At 71.3% G+C, this 17434-nt stretch carries 16 protein-coding genes; 8 read left to right on the top strand and 8 right to left on the bottom strand.

Annotation, left to right across the window (positions count from 1 at the left end; translation table 11 throughout):
• Positions 1 to 477 precede the first annotated feature (477 nt).
• Positions 478 to 807, top strand: a complete 330-nt coding sequence (locus tag ACSUPT_RS28970) for a PadR family transcriptional regulator (protein ID WP_365724032.1) — start codon at positions 478 to 480, stop codon at positions 805 to 807.
• Positions 808 to 809: 2 nt separating this feature from the next.
• Positions 810 to 1199 carry a DUF1048 domain-containing protein gene (locus tag ACSUPT_RS28965; protein ID WP_436946135.1) on the top strand — a complete coding sequence of 130 codons (390 nt, stop codon included), beginning with the start codon at positions 810 to 812 and terminating at the stop codon, positions 1197 to 1199.
• A 237-nt stretch (positions 1200 to 1436) separates the two neighbouring features.
• Here the strand turns inward: ACSUPT_RS28965 and ACSUPT_RS28960 are convergent, their stop codons facing one another.
• Positions 1437 to 2117, bottom strand: coding sequence for an esterase/lipase family protein (locus ACSUPT_RS28960; RefSeq protein ID WP_436946282.1), 681 nt, complete (start codon positions 2115 to 2117; stop codon positions 1437 to 1439).
• A gap of 436 nt (positions 2118 to 2553) precedes the next feature.
• Here ACSUPT_RS28960 and ACSUPT_RS28955 point away from each other — a divergent pair, with 436 nt between their 5' ends.
• Positions 2554 to 3051 (top strand): TerB family tellurite resistance protein, encoded by a 498-nt coding sequence (locus tag ACSUPT_RS28955; RefSeq protein ID WP_436946134.1) that lies wholly within the window; start codon positions 2554 to 2556, stop codon positions 3049 to 3051.
• Between the two features lie 247 nt (positions 3052 to 3298).
• Here ACSUPT_RS28955 and mgrA read toward each other — a convergent pair whose 3' ends face one another.
• Entirely contained in the window at positions 3299 to 4291 is a 993-nt protein-coding gene (mgrA, locus tag ACSUPT_RS28950; RefSeq protein WP_436946133.1) for an L-glyceraldehyde 3-phosphate reductase, read from the bottom strand.
• A 113-nt stretch (positions 4292 to 4404) separates the two neighbouring features.
• Between mgrA and ACSUPT_RS28945 the strand changes: the two genes are divergently transcribed.
• The gene (locus tag ACSUPT_RS28945) at positions 4405 to 5301 is read left to right on the top strand and encodes a LysR family transcriptional regulator (protein ID WP_436946132.1); all 897 of its coding nucleotides are present in this window, start codon (positions 4405 to 4407) and stop codon (positions 5299 to 5301) included.
• A gap of 382 nt (positions 5302 to 5683) precedes the next feature.
• On the opposite strand, the gene ACSUPT_RS28940 is transcribed toward ACSUPT_RS28945, so the two are convergent.
• The gene (locus ACSUPT_RS28940) at positions 5684 to 6736 is read right to left on the bottom strand and encodes a GlxA family transcriptional regulator (RefSeq protein WP_436946131.1); all 1053 of its coding nucleotides are present in this window, start codon (positions 6734 to 6736) and stop codon (positions 5684 to 5686) included.
• Between the two features lie 137 nt (positions 6737 to 6873).
• Between ACSUPT_RS28940 and ACSUPT_RS28935 the strand changes: the two genes are divergently transcribed.
• Both ACSUPT_RS28935 and ACSUPT_RS28930 read left to right on the top strand, forming a co-directional pair.
• Entirely contained in the window at positions 6874 to 7797 is a 924-nt protein-coding gene (locus tag ACSUPT_RS28935; protein WP_399218554.1) for an NADP-dependent oxidoreductase, read from the top strand.
• A 141-nt stretch (positions 7798 to 7938) separates the two neighbouring features.
• Positions 7939 to 8526, top strand: coding sequence for a peptidase inhibitor family I36 protein (locus tag ACSUPT_RS28930; protein WP_436946130.1), 588 nt, complete (start codon positions 7939 to 7941; stop codon positions 8524 to 8526).
• A 226-nt stretch (positions 8527 to 8752) separates the two neighbouring features.
• On the opposite strand, the gene ACSUPT_RS28925 is transcribed toward ACSUPT_RS28930, so the two are convergent.
• A complete protein-coding gene (locus ACSUPT_RS28925; RefSeq protein ID WP_436946129.1) occupies positions 8753 to 9682 on the bottom strand; it encodes an EamA family transporter in 930 nt (309 codons plus the stop codon).
• Positions 9679 to 10506, bottom strand: a complete 828-nt coding sequence (locus ACSUPT_RS28920) for an SDR family NAD(P)-dependent oxidoreductase (RefSeq protein WP_436946128.1) — start codon at positions 10504 to 10506, stop codon at positions 9679 to 9681. Before ACSUPT_RS28920 ends, ACSUPT_RS28925 begins: the two co-directional genes overlap by 4 nt.
• Before the next feature lie 158 nt (positions 10507 to 10664).
• On the opposite strand from ACSUPT_RS28920, the gene ACSUPT_RS28915 reads away from it, so the two are divergent.
• Positions 10665 to 11249, top strand: a complete 585-nt coding sequence (locus ACSUPT_RS28915) for a TetR/AcrR family transcriptional regulator (RefSeq protein WP_351965988.1) — start codon at positions 10665 to 10667, stop codon at positions 11247 to 11249.
• A 391-nt stretch (positions 11250 to 11640) separates the two neighbouring features.
• On the opposite strand, the gene ACSUPT_RS28910 is transcribed toward ACSUPT_RS28915, so the two are convergent.
• Entirely contained in the window at positions 11641 to 11904 is a 264-nt protein-coding gene (locus ACSUPT_RS28910) for a GlsB/YeaQ/YmgE family stress response membrane protein (RefSeq protein ID WP_361662655.1), read from the bottom strand.
• 139 nt (positions 11905 to 12043) lie between these two features.
• Positions 12044 to 13759 carry a BCCT family transporter gene (locus ACSUPT_RS28905; protein WP_436946127.1) on the bottom strand — a complete coding sequence of 572 codons (1716 nt, stop codon included), beginning with the start codon at positions 13757 to 13759 and terminating at the stop codon, positions 12044 to 12046.
• A 991-nt stretch (positions 13760 to 14750) separates the two neighbouring features.
• Between ACSUPT_RS28905 and ACSUPT_RS28900 the strand changes: the two genes are divergently transcribed.
• On the top strand, positions 14751 to 16739 hold the full coding sequence (locus ACSUPT_RS28900; protein ID WP_436946126.1) for a VWA domain-containing protein: 1989 nt from the start codon (positions 14751 to 14753) through the stop codon (positions 16737 to 16739).
• Between the two features lie 217 nt (positions 16740 to 16956).
• Here ACSUPT_RS28900 and ACSUPT_RS28895 read toward each other — a convergent pair whose 3' ends face one another.
• The gene (locus ACSUPT_RS28895; RefSeq protein ID WP_436946125.1) at positions 16957 to 17361 is read right to left on the bottom strand and encodes an STAS domain-containing protein; all 405 of its coding nucleotides are present in this window, start codon (positions 17359 to 17361) and stop codon (positions 16957 to 16959) included.
• Positions 17362 to 17434: the final 73 nt, after the last annotated feature.

Genomic DNA, 17434 nt, shown 5'->3' with positions numbered 1-17434 from the left:
GTGGGGATGGCGTGCCGCGTCAGGCGGGTGGAGGGGCGGCGGCGATCAGATGGTGGCCGTTGGGTGCTGTGTGGGTGGATCAGCGCGCGAAGATCATGATCAGGATGCCGGTTGCGATCGCGCTGATGAGGAGTGATCCCAGACAGCCGATCCGGTTACTGAAGAAGAGCATGATGTCCGGCTACCCCGAAAGGCCTGCGACAGCCGTGATGGTTGTGGCTTTGGGTGGTGGGTTGGTCGCGTAGTTCTCCGGTGCGCGGTCGCTTGTGGTCCTTCTGTGTCGCGGGGCGGGGTGTCTTGGGGCCTTGGCGGTCGGGGTCGCGGGCGGGGGGCGCGGTGTGACGTGCGGGATGGGGGGTGCCGGCGGGTCGCCAGGTCCGACCCCCGCCCGCTACTCCGTCTTGCTAAGTACCGGTAGTCAGCGTTACGGTGTACTGGTACTCAGCGTCGCTTACTAGTGCAGGGAGGGGGTTTCGCGTGGGCAAGCTTGAGACGGAGATGCTCAAGGGCACGCTGGAGGGCATCATCCTCGCTTCGCTGTCCGGCCGTCCCGCCTACGGCTACGAGATCACGGCGCGGCTGCGGGAGCAGGGCTTCTCCGACCTCGCCGAGGGCACCATCTACGCGCTGCTGCTGCGGATGGAGAAGCGCGGCCTTGTCGACGTGGAGAAGGTGCCGTCCGAGAAGGGACCGCCCCGCAAGGTGCATTCCCTGAACGCCCAGGGGCGCCAGTACCTCGAAGAGTTCTGGAGGACCTGGAGCTTCCTCTCGGAACGACTGGAACAGCTCCGCGAAGGGGGCAAGTGATCATGTCCGATGCCGAGAAGAGCGGCCTGGTCGCGAAGCTGATCGGACCCAGGAAGCGCTGGAGGGCGTACAAGGCGCGCGTGAGCGAGCTGCCCGACGGCTACCGCACGGCCGCCGAGGCCGTCGAGCGGTACCTGATGAACTTCGTGCCGGCCGACACCGAAAGCAGCACGGCGATGTTCGAAGACCTGGCCGACCTGTTCGAGCAGGCCGCAGCGGAGGGGACACCGGTCCGCGAGGTGGTGGGCGAGGACCCGGCGGACTTCGTCGACGCGTTCGCCGCGAACTACTCCGACGGCGGCTACACCCCGGCCCGCGCCCGCAAGCAGCTGGCCGACGACCTCACGCGCGCCGACAACGAGGCCTCGAGGGCGGCCGGCAACACCCTTTAGCCCGCGGACCCGGGCGCGGCACCCACCGCGCCCGGGTCCGGCTCCCCCGCCCGGACCGCCCGGCCGACCGCCGGATCGTTTTCGGCGGTGACGACGCGGTCCCCGCGCCGTCCCGCCGGCTGGGCGGCGGCCACCGACTCGGCGCCCCCCCCAACGCAGGACTCCCGCCGAAGCCGTGCGGGCGCCACTCCCCCGCCGCACCGCCCGCTCAACCCACCGTCCAATAGTCCTCAAGGCCTACCGGAGGTGCGCCTTGACCTGGTGGTAGACCGTCCGGTCGGTGCGCAACCCGCTGTGGTCGAGGCAGGCGGTAGTGGTGTTGACCGCTCCGGTGAGAGCCACGCTGCTCGTGGGGTTGATGACACTGTCGCAGGGTGATCCCCACGTGGCGTAGCGGGCCGAGCCAGGGGTTTCATCACCGGAGTTGAGAGCGTTGAGGAACGCGGACCCCGGCCGCATCTCGACACAGGGAGCGCCACCGCACCAGCGTGCGGTCTGGGTGCCGTGGTTGGGTCCTCCCAGGGAGACCCACGCGTCGACCTTGCCGGCGCCGCCCAGGTTCTTGAGGTAGTAGCGGGAGGACAGGGCGCCCATCGAGTGGGTGACGAGATCCACCTTGGCGGCACCCGTGGCCGCCAGCACGCGTCGGATCTCGTCGGCGAGTTCCCTGGCCGTGGTGGCGTTGGACTGTGTGGCGTCGTACGTCCAGGCATGGAGATGTCCGGTCGGCCAGCCGTCGGCCTTGAACCGGTCAGCCATGGTCCGCCAGGCAGAGCCGTCGGAGTTCCACCCGTGGACGAAGACGACCGGGTCGTGGCGGGCGGCTTGCTGACGGCCGCCGGCCGCAGCGGCGGGAGCGGGAAGAAGGGCCACGAAGGCCAGGAGGAGCAGAGCCAAGCTCCGCGGCAGATTCCTGATCACTCCCGTATTCCAGCGTGCAGGCAACGGCAGCGGCTCCCTCCGCCCGCTCCACTCACCCGACCGGCTGCAGCGATTCACCACAGGAGTGACACACCCCGCCAGCCGCACGCACCCGCGCATGCATGCGTGCACAGGAGCAGACCCGCTGGCCGCCGATCACCGAACCACCGGCCACACGCCACCCCTGGCACAACAGCCGGACCACTCACCGGGCCGTGAGCCCGGGCACCGGACCGCTGCTGCGGCCCCGCTGGGACCGCAAGCATCGGCGTCCGCCCCGACCCTGCGGGTTTCGCTCACACGTGCCCCTGGGCCACCCATCGGGTGGAGTGCCGGAATCGGATGACGCGATGCGGGGCGCGGCATTGAAGATCGGATGCGGAGCGGGGCGTCATCCCAGACGCCGGCCGGCCGGAACCGTGAGGGATGGAACATGACGACAGCGCAGATGGTGCCGATGAGTGAGCTGTGCCAGGACCTGTACGGTCTTTCGGCCGCCACCCAGGAGGCGTTCCTCAACTACGGGAAGGCCCTGCTGGTGATCGCCGGTTCCGACGGCGAGGTCAGCGAGGCCGAGTACGCCTGGCTCGTCGACCACCAGCGGCGCATGGGCGCGCCGGAGGAGGTCATCGAGCTCTACAGCACGTTCGACTACCGCAAGGCCGACCTCAGGGACCTGCTGCCCGCCATCCGCACCGACGTGGAGACGTGGCAGGCCGCCCCGCACCTCGTCTACCACGCGATCCAGATGTGCGGCGCGGACGGTGTGTACACCCAGGCCGAGAAGGCACAGGTCCTGAGGGCCGCACGCCTGATGGGCGTACGCGACGACATCGTGCTGTCCCTCCATGCCCTGGTGGACATGGAACGGGCCGTACACGACCTGCGCGCCGCGCTCTTCCACGTCGACAGCGCACCGGCGAACGTCTGACCGGCGCGAGATAGGGGCGGGGGGTGCATCGCGACAGCGCACGGGCATCCGCCGACGCCGGCCGGGCAGTGGCCGGCGGCTGAGCGCTCCACTGGGGTGGGCACTGCGGCGGCGGGGGACCCGTCCACGCCTTCGCGGGTCCGCGCCCACCCCCGCCCGGCCACGCCCCGGCGGGCGCGTCAGGTCCCGCCCGGGGCGTGGCCAGGTGGAGGCGGGGCACTCGGTCCCGGCAGACGAGCCGCCCGCGCTACGGCCGCAGGACGGCATCGATCCGCGCCAGCTCCTCGGTGTCGAAACCGAGGTTGCCGACAGCCGCGACGCTGTCCTCGAGCTGCCGCGGGCTGCTGGCGCCCACCAGAGCGGACGTCACCCGGCCACCGCGCAGCACCCAGGCGAGGGCGAGCTGGGCCAGGCTCTGGCCGCGGGACCTGGCGATCTCGTCCAGCGCGCGCAACCGGGCGACCAGGTCCTCGGTGACCGCGTCCCGGGCCAGGAACGGGCTGTCGCTCGCGGCCCTGGAGCCCTCGGGGATGCCGTCGAGGTAGCGGCCGGTGAGCAGGCCCTGCTCCAGCGGGGAGTACACGACGGAACCGACCTGCAACTCGTCCAGGACATCGAGCAGGCCCTCGTCCTCCGGCCGGCGGTCCAGCATCGAGTAGCGCGGCTGGTGGACCAGGAGCGGCGTACCCAGCTCGGCGAGGATGCGGGCGGCTTCGCGGGTCTGCCCGGCGGAGTAGTTGGAGACCCCGACGTAGAGGGCCTTGCCCTGCTGCACCGCCGTGTGCAGGGCGCCCATCGTCTCCTCCAGCGGAGTGTCCGGGTCGAAGCGGTGCGAGTAGAAGACGTCGACGTAGTCCAGCCCCATGCGCTTCAGGCTCTGGTCGAGCGAGGCCAGCACGTACTTGCGTGAACCCCACTCACCGTAGGGGCCGGGCCACATCAGGTAGCCGGCCTTGGTGGAGATCACCAGCTCGTCGCGGTACCTCGCGAAGTCGGCCCTCAGCGCCTCGCCGAAGGCGGACTCGGCGCTACCGGGCGGCGGTCCGTAGTTGTTCGCAAGGTCGAAGTGGGTGATTCCGAGGTCGAAGGCGCGGCGGAGGATGGCGCGCTGGGTCTCCACGGGCCGGTCGGGCCCGAAATTGTGCCACAGGCCCAGGGACAAGGCCGGCAGCTTCAGGCCGCTGCGTCCAGTGCGCCGGTAGGGCATGCCGGCGTAGCGGTCGGGGTGTGCGGTGTACAACGCGACTCCAGAGGGATTCGGCACACGATCTGGTGGCGCCCACTCTGTCCCGGACAGCAGTCAGCGGTCCAACAGAAGAATCCGATGGGATTCAGCGACTACGCTTCTCAATCATGGAATTGCGCCAGCTCCGGTACTTCGTCGCGGTCGCCGAGGACCAGCACTTCACCCGGGCCGCCGAACGCCTGATGGTGTCCCAGTCGGCCCTGTCGGCGTCCATCCGGGCGCTGGAGCGGGAGCTGCGGGCGCCGCTGTTCGTGCGGACCACCCGCCGGGTGACGCTCACCGAGGCCGGACGCGCGCTGCTGACGCAGGCCGAACGGATCCTGGCGCAGGTGCGCTCCGCGCACGAGGCGGTGGCCGCCGTACAGGGCGTGCTGCGCGGCACGCTCGCCCTCGGCACCGAGCAGTGCATCGCCGGGGTGCATGTGGCGCGGCTGCTGGCGGCCTTCCGCCGCCGGCACCCGGACGTGGAGATCCGGCTGCGGCAGACCGGCTCCGGCGACCTGGCCGACCAGGTCGCTGCCGGGCGCCTCGACCTGGCGTTCGCCTACCGCACCCAGGCCGACACCGACCAGCTGCGCTCCCTGCCGCTGACCGACGAGCCCATGACGGTGCTGTGCCACCCCGGCCACCGCCTGGCGTCCGCCCCGGCGGTGCTCGGCCCGGCGGACCTCGCCGGTGAGGTCTTCGTCGACTTCCACCCCGACTGGGGTCCGCGCCGCACGACCGACGCCGCGTTCGCCGCCGCGGGTGTCACGCGCACGGTCGCGCTGGAGGTCAACGACGTCCACAGCCTGCTGGACCTGGTCGACGAGAACCTCGGGATCGCCGTCGTGCCCCGGCACTTCCGGCACAAGCGCCCCACGCTCAGGGCCCTGCCGCTCAAGGGCGCGGGCGACACAGCGTACGAGACGGTCGCGCTGCTGCCACCGGAACGCGCGACCAGCCCCGCCGCGCGAGCGCTGATCGCCCTCCTCGAAGCCGGAGCCGCGGACGAGGCGCGGTGACACAGACGGCAAATGCCCCGGCAGTCAGCGAGGGGCCGACACCGGCAGGCCCGACAGCGGGCGCCGGCCCGGCCGGTGGCCGCTGCGGGGCGCAGGCCCGGCCACGGGACCCGGGCCAGCGGAGGCGCGGCCCCAGCCGCAGGGCGCGGGGGCGCCGGCCCGTGACCGGCGGCCCCGCGCGAGCGCGGACCTCCGCACGTCGGCCACCGCTAGGAAGGCGACACACCCCTACACGAGGCGGTTTGGCTGCGCGAAGCCCTGGCGGGCAGGCCCCCCCCGGGTTGCCCGTCTGCGCAGCACCGATCGACCGCACCCGGACGGCATACGCCACGGGTGCGACGCGGCGCCCCGCGTTGAGCTGCCGGCACCCGCCGTGTGCTGATCACGCCGACCCCCGCGCGTCCGGGCGCTGCCCGGTGAGACCGGCACCGAAGGCCCGGCGGTAGGCGGCGGGTGAGATCCCGAACGCGCTCCTCATGTGGGCCCGCAACGAGTTACCCGAGCCGAACCCGGACCGGTGCGCCACCACGTCGACCGGCAGGTCGGTCGTCTCCAGCAGCTGTTTCGCGAGTTCCAGACGCTGCACCGTCAGCCACTGCACCGGCGTCATCCCGACCTCGTCACGGAACCGGCGGGTGAAGGACCGCAGGCTCATCCGGGCCTGCTCGGCGAGTCGGGCGAGAGTGAGTGGTTCCGCGAGATGTCCCAAGGCCCAGGCGCGCGCCGCCGTGGTGCTGGCCTGCGCGGGCTCGGGGACGGGACGGTCGATGAACTGGGCCTGCCCGCCGTCCCGCCAGGGAGGCACGACGCACATGCGGGCCGCACGGTTGGCCGCCGCGGCGCCGTGGTCACGGCGGATCATGTGCAGGCACAGGTCGACGCCCGCCGCCACACCCGCGGAGGTCAGCACGTCGCCGTCGTCGACGAAGAGCACCTCCTCGTCCAGCTTGACCCGCGGATAGGCGCGACGGAACTCCGGAGCCAGGTTCCAGTGCGTGGTGGCCGGCCGTCCGTCGAGCAGCCCGGCGGCGGCGAGAACGTACGAGCCCGTGCAGATGGACACCAGGCGGGCGCCCGGCCGGATGCCGGCGATCGCGTCGCGGACCTTGGGCGGCAGCGGCCTGCCCCGGGCCAGTTCCGGCATCGCGTGCGTGGGCGGGACGATCACGGTGTCGGCCTCGGCGAGCGCCTCCGGACCGGCGGTCGGCTGCACGGTGAAACCCGCGTCGCTGAGGACGGCCGCGCCGTCCACCGTGCAGATCGTCACCTCGTACAGAGGACGGCCCTCGGCGTCCGCGACGCTGCCGAACACCCTCGACGGGATGCCGAGTTCGAAAGGCGGTACGCCAGGAAGGGCGAGCACGGCGACGCGGTGCACTCCGACCGGCATCCGTTCCGACGCATCCGTCACGACGCCCTCAGGCACCACACTCATGGCCAGATCCTGTCACACAGTGGCCAGACGGCCAGCACCGTACGGCCGCTGACTGCCCCAGGGTGTACCTGTCGCCGCCGGGAAAGACACCGGCGGCATCCGGACGGGAAACGGAGACGAGGCAAACGATGCAGACGATGCGCGCCATGGTCGTGGAGCAGTGGGGCGGACCCGAGAACCTGGTCGAGCGTGAGATGGAACGCCCGGAGCCCGGCCTGAACGAGGTCCTGGTCCGGGTACACGCGGCCGGGGTGAACCCCGTGGACTGGAAGACCCGCGCGAGCGGAGCCCTCATCACCTGGGGCGAGGTGCCCGTCGTCGGCTGGGACGTCTCCGGCACAGTGGAAGCCGTCGGCCCCGGCGTGGGCATCTTCCGCCCCGGCGACGAGGTCTTCGGCATGCCCCTGTTCCCGCGTCAGGCGGGCGCATACGCCCAGTACGTCGTGGCGCCGGCCCGCCACCTCGCGCCGAAGCCCGCGTTGTTGACGCACGTGGAGGCCGCGGCGCTTCCGCTCGCCGCCCTCACCGCATGGCAGGCCCTCGTCGACACAGCGCACCTCCGCCCCGGCGAGCGGGTCCTGGTCCACGCCGCAGCCGGAGGAGTGGGCCACCTCGCCGTACAGATCGCCAAGGCACGCGGCGCGCACGTCACCGGCACGGCGAGCGCGGGCAAGCACGACCTGGTGCGGGAGCTGGGGGCGGACGAGGTGGTCGACTACCGCACCACCCGCTTCGAGGACGTCGTCTCCGACATGGACGTCGTCCTGGACAGCCTCGGAGGAGAAACCGCCGAGCGCTCCCTGAAAGTACTGCGTCCCGGAGGCCGGCTCATCACCCTCCCCGGCCCCGACGACGTCCCCGCCACCCACGACGGTGTGCGGGCCGCCTGGATCCTCGTCGAACCCGACCACCACGCACTCCGCAACATCACCACCCTCGTCCACCAAGGCCGGCTCAAGCCCATCGTCCACACATCACTGCCACTCGCCCAAGCCGCAACAGCACACACCATCGGCGAGCAAGGACACACCACAGGAAAAATCGTCCTGACCAACACGTAGCCGGCCTTGTCCGGCAGGTCGAGGGCAAACGACGCCGTCCCGTCTGGCCGGGCATCCGGCCGGAATACCCCCTGCGGGGCCGATCGCCCTGCGGCTAGCGTGCGGTGCGTCCCGCTCCATACTCGAGCGAAGAGGTCCCCGATGCGCACACGAAGCAAGTTAGTCGGCATATTGGCGGCCGCGGCCCTGGCGGCCGTGGGCGTGGTCTCCCCTTCCAGCGCGGCCTCGGCACCCACCACTCTGGAGGCGAGGATCACCGCCGAGGCGACGACGGCCGGACTCAGTGCCCAGGAGGTCACTGAGCTTCAGGGCAAGGTCGACGCCGAGCTGAAGCGCGCTCCCGCAGGGGCGAAGCAGATCAGTCTGAATCAGATCGCCTACCGTGACGGTGCGGTGATCACGCTGACGCTTCCGGGCGAGAAGCGCGCCCGCGCGGTGGCGGGTACGCCCAACTGCCCGTACGGGTCGGCGTGCCTGTGGGAGCACCCCAACTTCGAGGGCACGCGATTCGAGCGGTCCTTGCCGTGCCACACCTGGATCGACCTGGGAGCGTTCAGGGACCGGACCTCGTCGTACCAGGACAACCAGACCGCCGCCGCCTACCACGTGACGTACAACGACGGGCAGGGGGTGCTGTGGTCAACGCAGAACACCAACGGCCTGAGCAGCTACGTCGGTGACAGCCGGAACGACAGGGCGGATTGGATCATGCTGACGGGGGCGTGCTGAGCCTCGGGGAACCGTCCCTATTGTCCGCCGCGTGAACGCCGCCGCCTTCATCCCTCCGTGGAGGGGTGAAGGCGGCGTACGGGTTGTACGTGCCACCGACGTCAATGCTGGTTTTGTCTCGGAGGCGTTCTTCGACCGCGCCTGCTCGTCCCCACCCCCTTTATCCCGTAAGGCAGCGTCTGCACCTGTCAGCCCGGCGCCCTTTGATCGGCGCGGCCGCCCGCGTTCAGGCGGTCTGGTCGGTGGCCGGGTGGAGCGGGTCAGGTTTCGGGACCGGTCGGCGCAGGCCGGCGGCGACACCGGCTGTGACCAGCAACGCTCCGGCGATGTCGGCCAGTTGTGGCCGGCTGAGGCCGAGTGCCACGGTGGTGAGGAGTGCGCCTACCGGTACCAGGCCGGCGAAGAGACCGGCGCGGTCGGCGCCGAGGCGGCGTAGCGCGTCGTACCAGAGGAAGAAGGCGGCCGCGGTGACGGCCGCGCCGAGGTAGGCGAAGGCGGCGGCCTCGCCGGGTGCGGGCAGCCGCAGCGCGTCCGTCCCGTCCAGGGCGAGGCCGGTGAGCAGGAGCATGGGCACGGACAGGGCGGCAGGGTAGGCGGCGACCCTCAGCGGGCCGAGTTTGGGTAGGAGCGGGACGGCCAGCAGGGAGAAGGCGACCTCGCCGGCGAGCGCGCCCAGCGAGAGCAGCAGGCCCTTGAGGCTGCCTGTGCCGAGTCCGGCGGCGACGGCTGTGCCCAGCGCCACCACGATCGCGGCGCCGACCGTGCGGGGCTCGGGGCGCCTGCGCTCCATCAGGGGCCCGGCGAGGGCCAGTACGAGGGGGACCGCTCCGACCACGGCGGCGATCATGGCCGGTCCGGCGTGGCGGGTGGCCTCGACGAGGAAGACGTTGAATCCCGCGAGGCCGGTCGCGGCCAGCGCGATGAGCAGCAGGGCGTCGCGGACGGTCAGACGGGCGGGCGGCAGGCGCCGGCGCGCTGCGACGGCAAGCAGGATCGCCGCGGCGAGCGCGTAGCGCAGGGCCTGCCCTGTGAAGACCGGGTAGTCGGCGATGGTCGCGGACACCGCGGTCGAGGTGCCGACGAGCAGCATCGCCGAAGCGGCGGCGACAGCAGCGGTAGCGGGAGCGGTGGAGGCATGGGCGGTGGAGGGTCTCATGCGGCGTGGCCCGGGGATACGGAGGGAGCGGCCGGGGTGATGGGGGCGGCCAGGACCTTGCGGGTGACGCGTTCGGCGATGGCCGCGACCAGGGCGCGCGGGCGGCGGGGCGCCAGGTGCGCGGTCAGGGCGTTGCCGAGTCCCGGGGCGAGATAGCCGCGGTCGCGTTCCAGCGCGCGCAGTGCGGCGCGTACGACGGGTTGCGGAGTGGTCATGGAGCCGGTGACCGCCGCCCGGGGGGTGCCGATGGTGTCGAAGAAGGCGGTCGAGACCGGACCGGGGCACAGGGTGAGCACCCGGATGCCACGTCGGCGGTACTCCTGACGCAGGGCGAGGCCGAAGTTGAGGACGAACGCCTTGGCCGCGCCGTAGACGGCGAAGTAGGGAGCGGGCTGGAACGCGGCGTTGGACGCGACGTTGACCACCGCTCCGCGGCCGCGTTCCAGCATGCCGGGCAGCAGTTCGTGGGTGAGGCCGACCAGTGCGACGACGTTGACCATCAACTGGTCGTGGTCCCGGCTCGCGGGAATGTCCTCGAAGCGGCCGCACGTGCCGAACCCGGCGTTGTTGACCAGCAGGTCGACGCTCAGGCCACGGGCTGCCAGCCGGTCGGCGATGCGGCGTGCCGCACCCGGCTCGGCGAGGTCCTGGACCATCACGTGGGCACGGATGCCGTGCTCGGCGGTCAGGCGCTCGGCGAGCGCGGCGAGCCGGTCGCCGGAGCGCGCCACAAGGATCACGTCGTACCCCCCGGCGGCGAGCTGCGCGGCGAACTCCTCGCCGAGGCCGGACGACGCTCCGGTGACCAGGGCAGTGCTGCTCATACGGTCCTCCCCGTTTCCTTCAACTGACGGCAACTGGAAGGAGTATGTGCCAGCAACTCCCCTATCCGCAACAGTCTTGTTGCAGATGATGGGGTCATCGCGTCATCGGTGTATGGTTTCCGGAGATTGACAAGGTCCGGCGTGCGGCAGGAGGCGTGATGAGTGAGACCGCGGGACGACCGCTGCGGGCAGACGCCGAGCGCAGTGTGCGCGCGATCCTGGAGGCAGCCGAACGGGTCCTCGCCGAAGAACCCGGCGCTTCCCTGGAACAGATCGCCGCGGCAGCGAACGTGGCCCGCACGACCATCCACCGGCGGTTCGCCAGCCGGCAGGCACTCATCGACGCACTGGCGTCATCCGCCGCGCGCCAACTCGCCCGCGCAGTCGACGACGGCAGGCCCGACACCGCACCGCCGCTGGTCGCGATGCACCGCATCACAGCCAACGTGCTACAGGTCAAAAGCGCCTGGGCGTTCGCCCTGGAACTGCCCTCCGACCCCGGCAGCGAAGCCGCCGCCCTCCACGAGGACATCAACCGCCGCTGCCTCGCCGTACTCAAGCGCGCCCAGGACGACAAGCTCATCGACGCGGCGGCCGACCTCGACTGGGTACGCCGCGTCTACTACGCACTCATCGGGGAATCCCTGCGCGGCAACACCGACGACACCGACCCCGACACCCTCGCCACCCGCATCATCGACACCCTGTTGCACGGCGCCGGACCGCACACCAGAACCACCTGACCCGAACCCAGTCGGCTACAGCCCAGGCCCACCAACGCCACCTCACACGCGCTGGCAACGGGCCCCAGACGGCTGGCAACTCGGCTTCCAGATGCGCTTCTTCGCTGCCTGCCCTGGCGATTTACATGGCCCGCTGCGGGCTGGAGGGCTCACACGACTTGCCGGCCGACTCCCGGCCGGCCGGGTCACGCAACCACGCACCCCGGCGGGCGCGGCGCAACAGGTTGGACCAGGAGGAGCCGGTTTTCTGCCGTACGGCGGGGGCCAACGGCTGAACGTCGGGCTGCCGTACGAGCTCTGGGGCGGTCGCTCCCCGCCGCAGTAGGGGCGGGAAATGCGCTCGGCCGTCCGGCAAAGTGCCGGACGGCCGAGGGGAACACCCAGGGGTGGGTCAGCGGCGACCTTTGAGACGTTCGACGGCGGCGACGCCGCCTGCGGCGAGCGCGATCTGGATGGCCAGTTCGATCCAGTCGACGCCCTTGGTGTCCGCCACGCCCATGGCCGCTGCGAGCGCGGTACCGATCAGGGCGGCGACGATGCCGACGACGATGGTCCAGAGGATGCCGGTGTGCTGGCGGCCGGGCAGCGCCAGGCGTCCCAGCACGCCGATGACCGCGCCGATGACGATGGCGGTGACAATGCCGGAGATCTCCATGCCGTCCCTTCCTTGAGGCCGTGTGCTGCTTCGGATGCCCCCTGCCCCCGCGTTCACGCACCAGGTGGGGATGCGGGAGAGGGCCCGCCCAGGGGCTTCCCCGGACGGGCCCTCTCCCCCGCCCCGCACGGCAACCCCCTCAGCCGGGTCCGTCCTTCTTCGCGGTGCGGTTCCCGGTGGGTCGGGGTGCCTCGCCCTGCGCGGGGCCGATGCGGATCTCGAAGTCGCCCGCGTACTTCTCGTGCCCCGCGATCACCGCCTCCTCGACGGCCTCCTCGGCCAGTTCGCCGCGGACGATCAGCGGGTCCCGGCGAAGGTCCTTCATCAGGGCCCAGCACATGCCGATCATGACCAGGACGAACGGGGCGGCGACCAGGATCGTCAGTTGTTGCAGGCCCGCGAGCGCGTCGCCCTTGCCCTCGCCGACCAGCAGCATCACCGCCGCGACGCCGCCGGTCACCACGCCCCAGAAGACGACGACGAACCGGGCCGGCTCGAAGGTGCCCTTCTGGGAGAGGGTGCCCATGACGATGGAGGCGGCGTCGGCACCCGAGATGAAGAAGATGCCGACCAGGATCATCACCAGCAGGCTCATGACGCCCGCGACCGGGAACTCCTGCAGCACACCGAAGAGCTGGGCCTCGGGCGTGGGCGCGTCCCCCAGGCCTCCCCGCTCCTTCAGCCGCATGGCCGTTCCGCCGAAGACGGCGAACCAGAGCAGGCTGACCGTGCTGGGCACCAGGATGACGCCGCCGATGAACTGGCGGATCGTCCGGCCCCGGCTGATGCGCGCGATGAACATGCCGACGAACGGCGTCCAGGAGATCCACCAGGCCCAGTAGAAGACGGTCCAGCTGCTCAACCAGTCGGCGACGCCACCGCCGCCGGTGGACGCCTCCGTGCGACCGACCAGGGTGGGCAGTTCGTCGAAGTACGCGGCGAGGGAGGTGGGGATCAGGTCGAGGACCAGGATGGTGGGGCCGGCGACGAAGAGGAAGAGGGCGAGGACCGCGGCGAGCACCATGTTGGTGTTGGAGAGCCACTGGATGCCCCTCTCCACGCCGGAGACCGCGGAGACGACGAAGCAGACGGTCAGCACGGCGATGATGGTCACCAGCAGTCCGGTCCCGGCCCGGCCGAGCCATCCCACCTCGCGCATGCCGCTGCCGATCTGGAGCGCGCCCAGCCCCAGCGAGGTGGCGGATCCGAACAGCGTGGCGAAGATGGCGAGGATGTCGATCACCCGGCCGGGGAGGCCGTCGGCGCGCTTCTGGCCGATGAGCGGTACGAAGACGGCGCTGATGGTCTGCCGCCGCCGGCGCCGGAAGGTGCTGTACGCGATGGCGAGGCCGACCACGGCGTAGATGGCCCACGGGTGCAGGGTCCAGTGGAAGAGCGTGGTGGCGAGGGACGTCTGCATGGCGTCCGCCGGGTCGGCGGGGTCGGTGCCCGGCGGCGGGGTGGTGTAGTGCGCGAGCGGCTCGCTGACGCCGTAGAACATCAGGCCGATGCCCATGCCGGCGCTGAACATCATGGCGATCCACGAGACGGTGCTGAACTCGGGCTTCTCGTGTTCCTGTCCCAGCTGGATCCGTCCGTACCGGCTGATCGCGAGCCACAGCGCGAAGACGACGAAGCCCGACGCGGCCAGGACGAACGCCCAGCCGCCGTTGTGCATGAGACCGTCGAGCAGCGTGTCGGAGACGCTCTGGAGCGTGTCGGTCGCCACGGCGCCCCAGACCACGAAGCCCAGGGTGAGCACCGCCGTCACACCGAAGACGAGCGGATCGGTGGTGGGCGCCTCGCCCTCGTGCGGGTGGCGGCCGGGGAAGGACGCCTTCACGGGCAGACGCATCCTTTGCACCGGTTTGGGTTGCTCCTGAGACACACGCGGCACCTTTCACGATCATGGCCGGATATGGCTGTCGATACCCCGTACCACGTGGTTAACGCCTGAACCGGGAGCAACAGGCCCCAATGGCCACCCGCGTGAGGCGGTGCGCAGCGGGTGTCGAGGGGGGGTACGGGCAGGGCCTCTCGCTCGGGCTGCCGCAGCGACGGCACCAGGACACCGTGCGCAGTCCCGCGCAACAGGCCGCGCGGGGCCCGTTCGACAGTTCGGTCCGACCCGATGCGCCGAGCGTCCGGGGGCCGCCCGTCCGGACGTCCGTCGGCCTGCCGTCCGCGGGCAGGGCGAGACCGGTGGAGGGCGTGGCGGGGGGGCACGGCATGTGCGGAGTGTCGAGAACGCGCCACAGGGGGCGGGGCCGGGAAGTCCGGTCGGCGGCCGGGGTGTCCCCGGCGCAGTCGGTCGTCCCCGGGGGGCTTGCCCGCCATGTTGCCCTCCCCCACGCCTCGCCCCGCGTGAGGGTTTCGGAGGTACTCCGTCGTCTCAGCCGTCGGTCGTCGCGTCAGGGGTTCGGAGGGTCTGCGGACCTCGCCGGTGCGCGGCGTCGGCCGTGCTGCCGGTCGCGGTCGGCGAGACAGGCGACGGGCTGCGGCGCCGACGGCGGGCCTCACGCCGCGGCAACCGGGTCGAGTGAGGACGTGCGGCGGACGGCCATCACGCCTCGAGGGACCGTTCCCCGCATGGCGAGGCGGCAACGGACGCCGGGGAGAGCGGGGCACTTGGGGCTGCATGCGCTCGCGGGTGGTTCCGGCCGCGCGACGGCGTGCCGCCGGCCTGAATGCGCACGGATGAGCGATTCCACTGGGTGGTTGACGCATTACCCGGAGTGAGTGATATTCCGTTCCGGAGTGCGGGGACCGGTCGCGTCAGGCGCCGGTACCGCGCCGATTCCAAGGGGGGAATCATGCGATCACCCACCGCGCGTGGGCTCAGAGCCATGCCCTTTCGCCGTCTCCTGGCCACCATCGCGGCGCTGGCCGCCGCGGTGGCGGGTGCGTTGGTCTGGGCGCCGGCCGCCTCGGCGGCGCCGTTGCCCGGGGCGTCCGCCAGTCCCACGACCGTCCCGCGGTACGGCGTCTCCACGGTGACGCTGACGCTCGACGGGGAGAGCAGCACCCAGTCGACGCCGACCGACCTGGTGCTCGTACTGGACGAGTCTGGCAGCATCAACGACACGGAGTTCGGCCAACTGACGGACTTCGCCGACAGCGTGGTCGCGGCGGTCGCCGACGACGGTCTGTTCGCGAACGGCGGGCGAGTCGGCGTCGTGGGCTTCTCCCAGATTGCGCAGGACGTCAGCCCGCTCAGCGCCGACGAAGGCGCCGTCCGCAGCGCCATCGTGAACAACACTCAGATGCGCAGCAGCACCTGCATCTCCTGCGGTCTGGACCGGGCGGGCGTTCAGCTGGGGCCCGACGACCCCCAGCGGAACCAGGTGGTGATCGTCATCACCGACGGCAACGCCAACCCGGGTGACCCGACGGCCTCGGCGGCGGCCGCGCTGCAGGGCAAGGCGACCGTCTTCGCGGTCGGTGTCGGCGACGGGGTCAGCCAGGCCACGCTGGAGACGGTCGCGAGCGGTCCCGGCAGCGACAACACCTTCACGGTGGGCAGCTTCGACGATCTCGCCGATCTCCTCGAGAAGCTCGTCGAGGCCGTGTCGGTGCCGGGTGCGACCCATCCGTCCATCGCGGTCACCCTGGCGTCGCCGTGGAAGCTGGTGCCGGGTTCGGTGGACGCCAATCTGGCCGGTTCCTCGATCGGCGGTGTGACCCCGGACGGGTTCACCTGGTCGCGGGCCGACCTCGGCGACGAGCAGCTCGTGATCACGTACCAGGTCAAGCACGTCGGCGCGCCGTGCGGCCCGTTGGACGTCAACTCGTCGGTGGCGTACCACGACGACGAGAACGCCGCGGTGGTGTTCCCGCCCGTCGTCGTCACCGTGACCTGTGTGCCTCCGGTCGCCGACGCCGGGCCGGACAAGTCCGTCGCCGAGGGGTCGTCCGTGGCGCTCGACGGGTCGGGCAGCCATGACACGGACGGAGTCGTCACCTCCTACGCGTGGGGCGGGGCCGACGCGGGGGTCGGGACGCTCTCGAACGCGGACGCTCCGGTGGCCACCTACAACGGTCTCGACGACGGGGCCGACACCGTGTCCCTGACCGTGACCGACGACAACGGGCTCGTCGACGACGACAGCACCACCGTGACCGTGCAGAACGTCGCGCCGAGTCTCACGCTCACGTCCTGCCCGGTGGACCCGGCCGCGGTGAACACCGATGTGTCGTTCACCGGCACGTTCACCGATCCGGGCACGCTCGACACCCACGAGATCACCGTGGACTGGGGCGACGGGACCACGACCACGCCGGTCACCTCCCCGGTGGGCGCCACCCACCAGTACGCCGCGGCGGGCATCTACGACATCGCCGTCACCGTCACCGATGACGACGGCGGCTCGGACACCGAGACCTGCGGCTTCGTCGTCGTCTACGACCCCGAGGGCGGCTTCGTCACCGGCGGCGGCTGGATCACGTCGCCTGCCGGCGCCTATCCGGCGGACCCGTCGGCGACCGGCCGGGCGAACTTCGGGTTCGTGTCCAAGTACAAGAACGGTGCGACCGAGCCGAGCGGCAGCACGGAGTTCCAGTTCAAGGCCGGTGCCATGAACTTCCACTCCGGCGACCACCAGTGGCTGGTCGTGGCGGGCGACAAGGCGATCTTCAAGGGCACCGGTACGGTCAACGGATCGGAGGGCTACAGCTTCATGCTCACCGCGACCGACGCGAGCCCCGACCGGTTCCGGATGAAGATCTGGAAGACGGCCGACTCGGCCCTCGTCTACGACAACCAGATGGGTGCGGCCGACACCGCCGCTCCCACCACCGCACTCTCCGGCGGCTCCATCGTGATCCACAAGAACTGAGGGGGACGCGTACACCTCACCGCGGCCGGCCCGGAAGCATCCGGGTCGCCGCGGTGCTGAGGGGAGGAAGCCCCGGTACTGAGGGGATGGTCGCGGCGCTGAGGGGATGGTCGCGGCGCTGAGGGGATGGTCGCGGCGCTGAGGGGATGGTCGCCGCCCCGGCGCAGCCTGCTCGTGCGCGCGCGGTGCGTGGGCGACCGCCCGGCGGACCGGCGGGTCAGGAGGCGACGGCCTCCTCGACCGTGTCCCGGATCTCCAGGAGGGTGTCAGCTCCGGTGATCTCGAAGAGCCTGCGCACCCGGGGCGAGGGCGCGACCAGGCGCAGGGCGGCCGTGCGGTGGATGAGGATCAGCAGGTTCAGGAAGGCCGAGTCCGCGAAGGTGATGCCCGAGGCGTCCAGGACGACGGTGGAGTGCTCCTCGGACGCGGCCTTCAGTGCCGCCGCCAGCGGTGTGATCGTATGCAGGTCGCAGTCGCCCCGAGCGGCGATCACACAGGTACCGCGTGACTCGTACCGCACCACGTCGACGCCCAGCGAGGCGCGCTCGCCGGTGTCGCCCGGCGCAGGTGTACCGGCGGTGCGGCGGCAGAGGGTGGGCATGACGGCCTCATCCCAGGGCACCTTCGGGCTCCTCCCCTTGGCTCCCACACGGAAGCACAGTCATCAGTTACATGAAAGATATGTCATGCAAAGA

Source organism: Streptomyces sp. SudanB25_2051, assembly GCF_964272635.1.
GTDB lineage: Bacteria > Actinomycetota > Actinomycetes > Streptomycetales > Streptomycetaceae > Streptomyces.
Note: the sequence above shows the minus strand (reverse complement) of the source record. Positions and strands in the feature narration are given on the sequence as shown.

What these genes read in the sequence shown, in the direction of transcription:
- ACSUPT_RS28945 (WP_436946132.1), top strand. Translation starts at nt 4,405, where the DNA reads ATGGAATTGCGCCAGCTCCGGTACTTCGTCGCGGTCGCCGAGGACCAG.
- ACSUPT_RS28925 (WP_436946129.1), bottom strand. Translation starts at nt 9,682, where the DNA reads ATGAGACCCTCCACCGCCCATGCCTCCACCGCTCCCGCTACCGCTGCT.
- ACSUPT_RS28955 (WP_436946134.1), top strand. Translation starts at nt 2,554, where the DNA reads ATGACGACAGCGCAGATGGTGCCGATGAGTGAGCTGTGCCAGGACCTG.
- ACSUPT_RS28930 (WP_436946130.1), top strand. Translation starts at nt 7,939, where the DNA reads ATGCGCACACGAAGCAAGTTAGTCGGCATATTGGCGGCCGCGGCCCTG.
- ACSUPT_RS28910 (WP_361662655.1), bottom strand. Translation starts at nt 11,904, where the DNA reads ATGGAGATCTCCGGCATTGTCACCGCCATCGTCATCGGCGCGGTCATC.
- ACSUPT_RS28940 (WP_436946131.1), bottom strand. Translation starts at nt 6,736, where the DNA reads ATGAGTGTGGTGCCTGAGGGCGTCGTGACGGATGCGTCGGAACGGATG.
- ACSUPT_RS28920 (WP_436946128.1), bottom strand. Translation starts at nt 10,506, where the DNA reads ATGAGCAGCACTGCCCTGGTCACCGGAGCGTCGTCCGGCCTCGGCGAG.
- ACSUPT_RS28905 (WP_436946127.1), bottom strand. Translation starts at nt 13,759, where the DNA reads ATGCGTCTGCCCGTGAAGGCGTCCTTCCCCGGCCGCCACCCGCACGAG.
- ACSUPT_RS28965 (WP_436946135.1), top strand. Translation starts at nt 810, where the DNA reads ATGTCCGATGCCGAGAAGAGCGGCCTGGTCGCGAAGCTGATCGGACCC.
- ACSUPT_RS28900 (WP_436946126.1), top strand. Translation starts at nt 14,751, where the DNA reads ATGCCCTTTCGCCGTCTCCTGGCCACCATCGCGGCGCTGGCCGCCGCG.
- ACSUPT_RS28935 (WP_399218554.1), top strand. Translation starts at nt 6,874, where the DNA reads ATGCGCGCCATGGTCGTGGAGCAGTGGGGCGGACCCGAGAACCTGGTC.
- ACSUPT_RS28915 (WP_351965988.1), top strand. Translation starts at nt 10,665, where the DNA reads ATGAGTGAGACCGCGGGACGACCGCTGCGGGCAGACGCCGAGCGCAGT.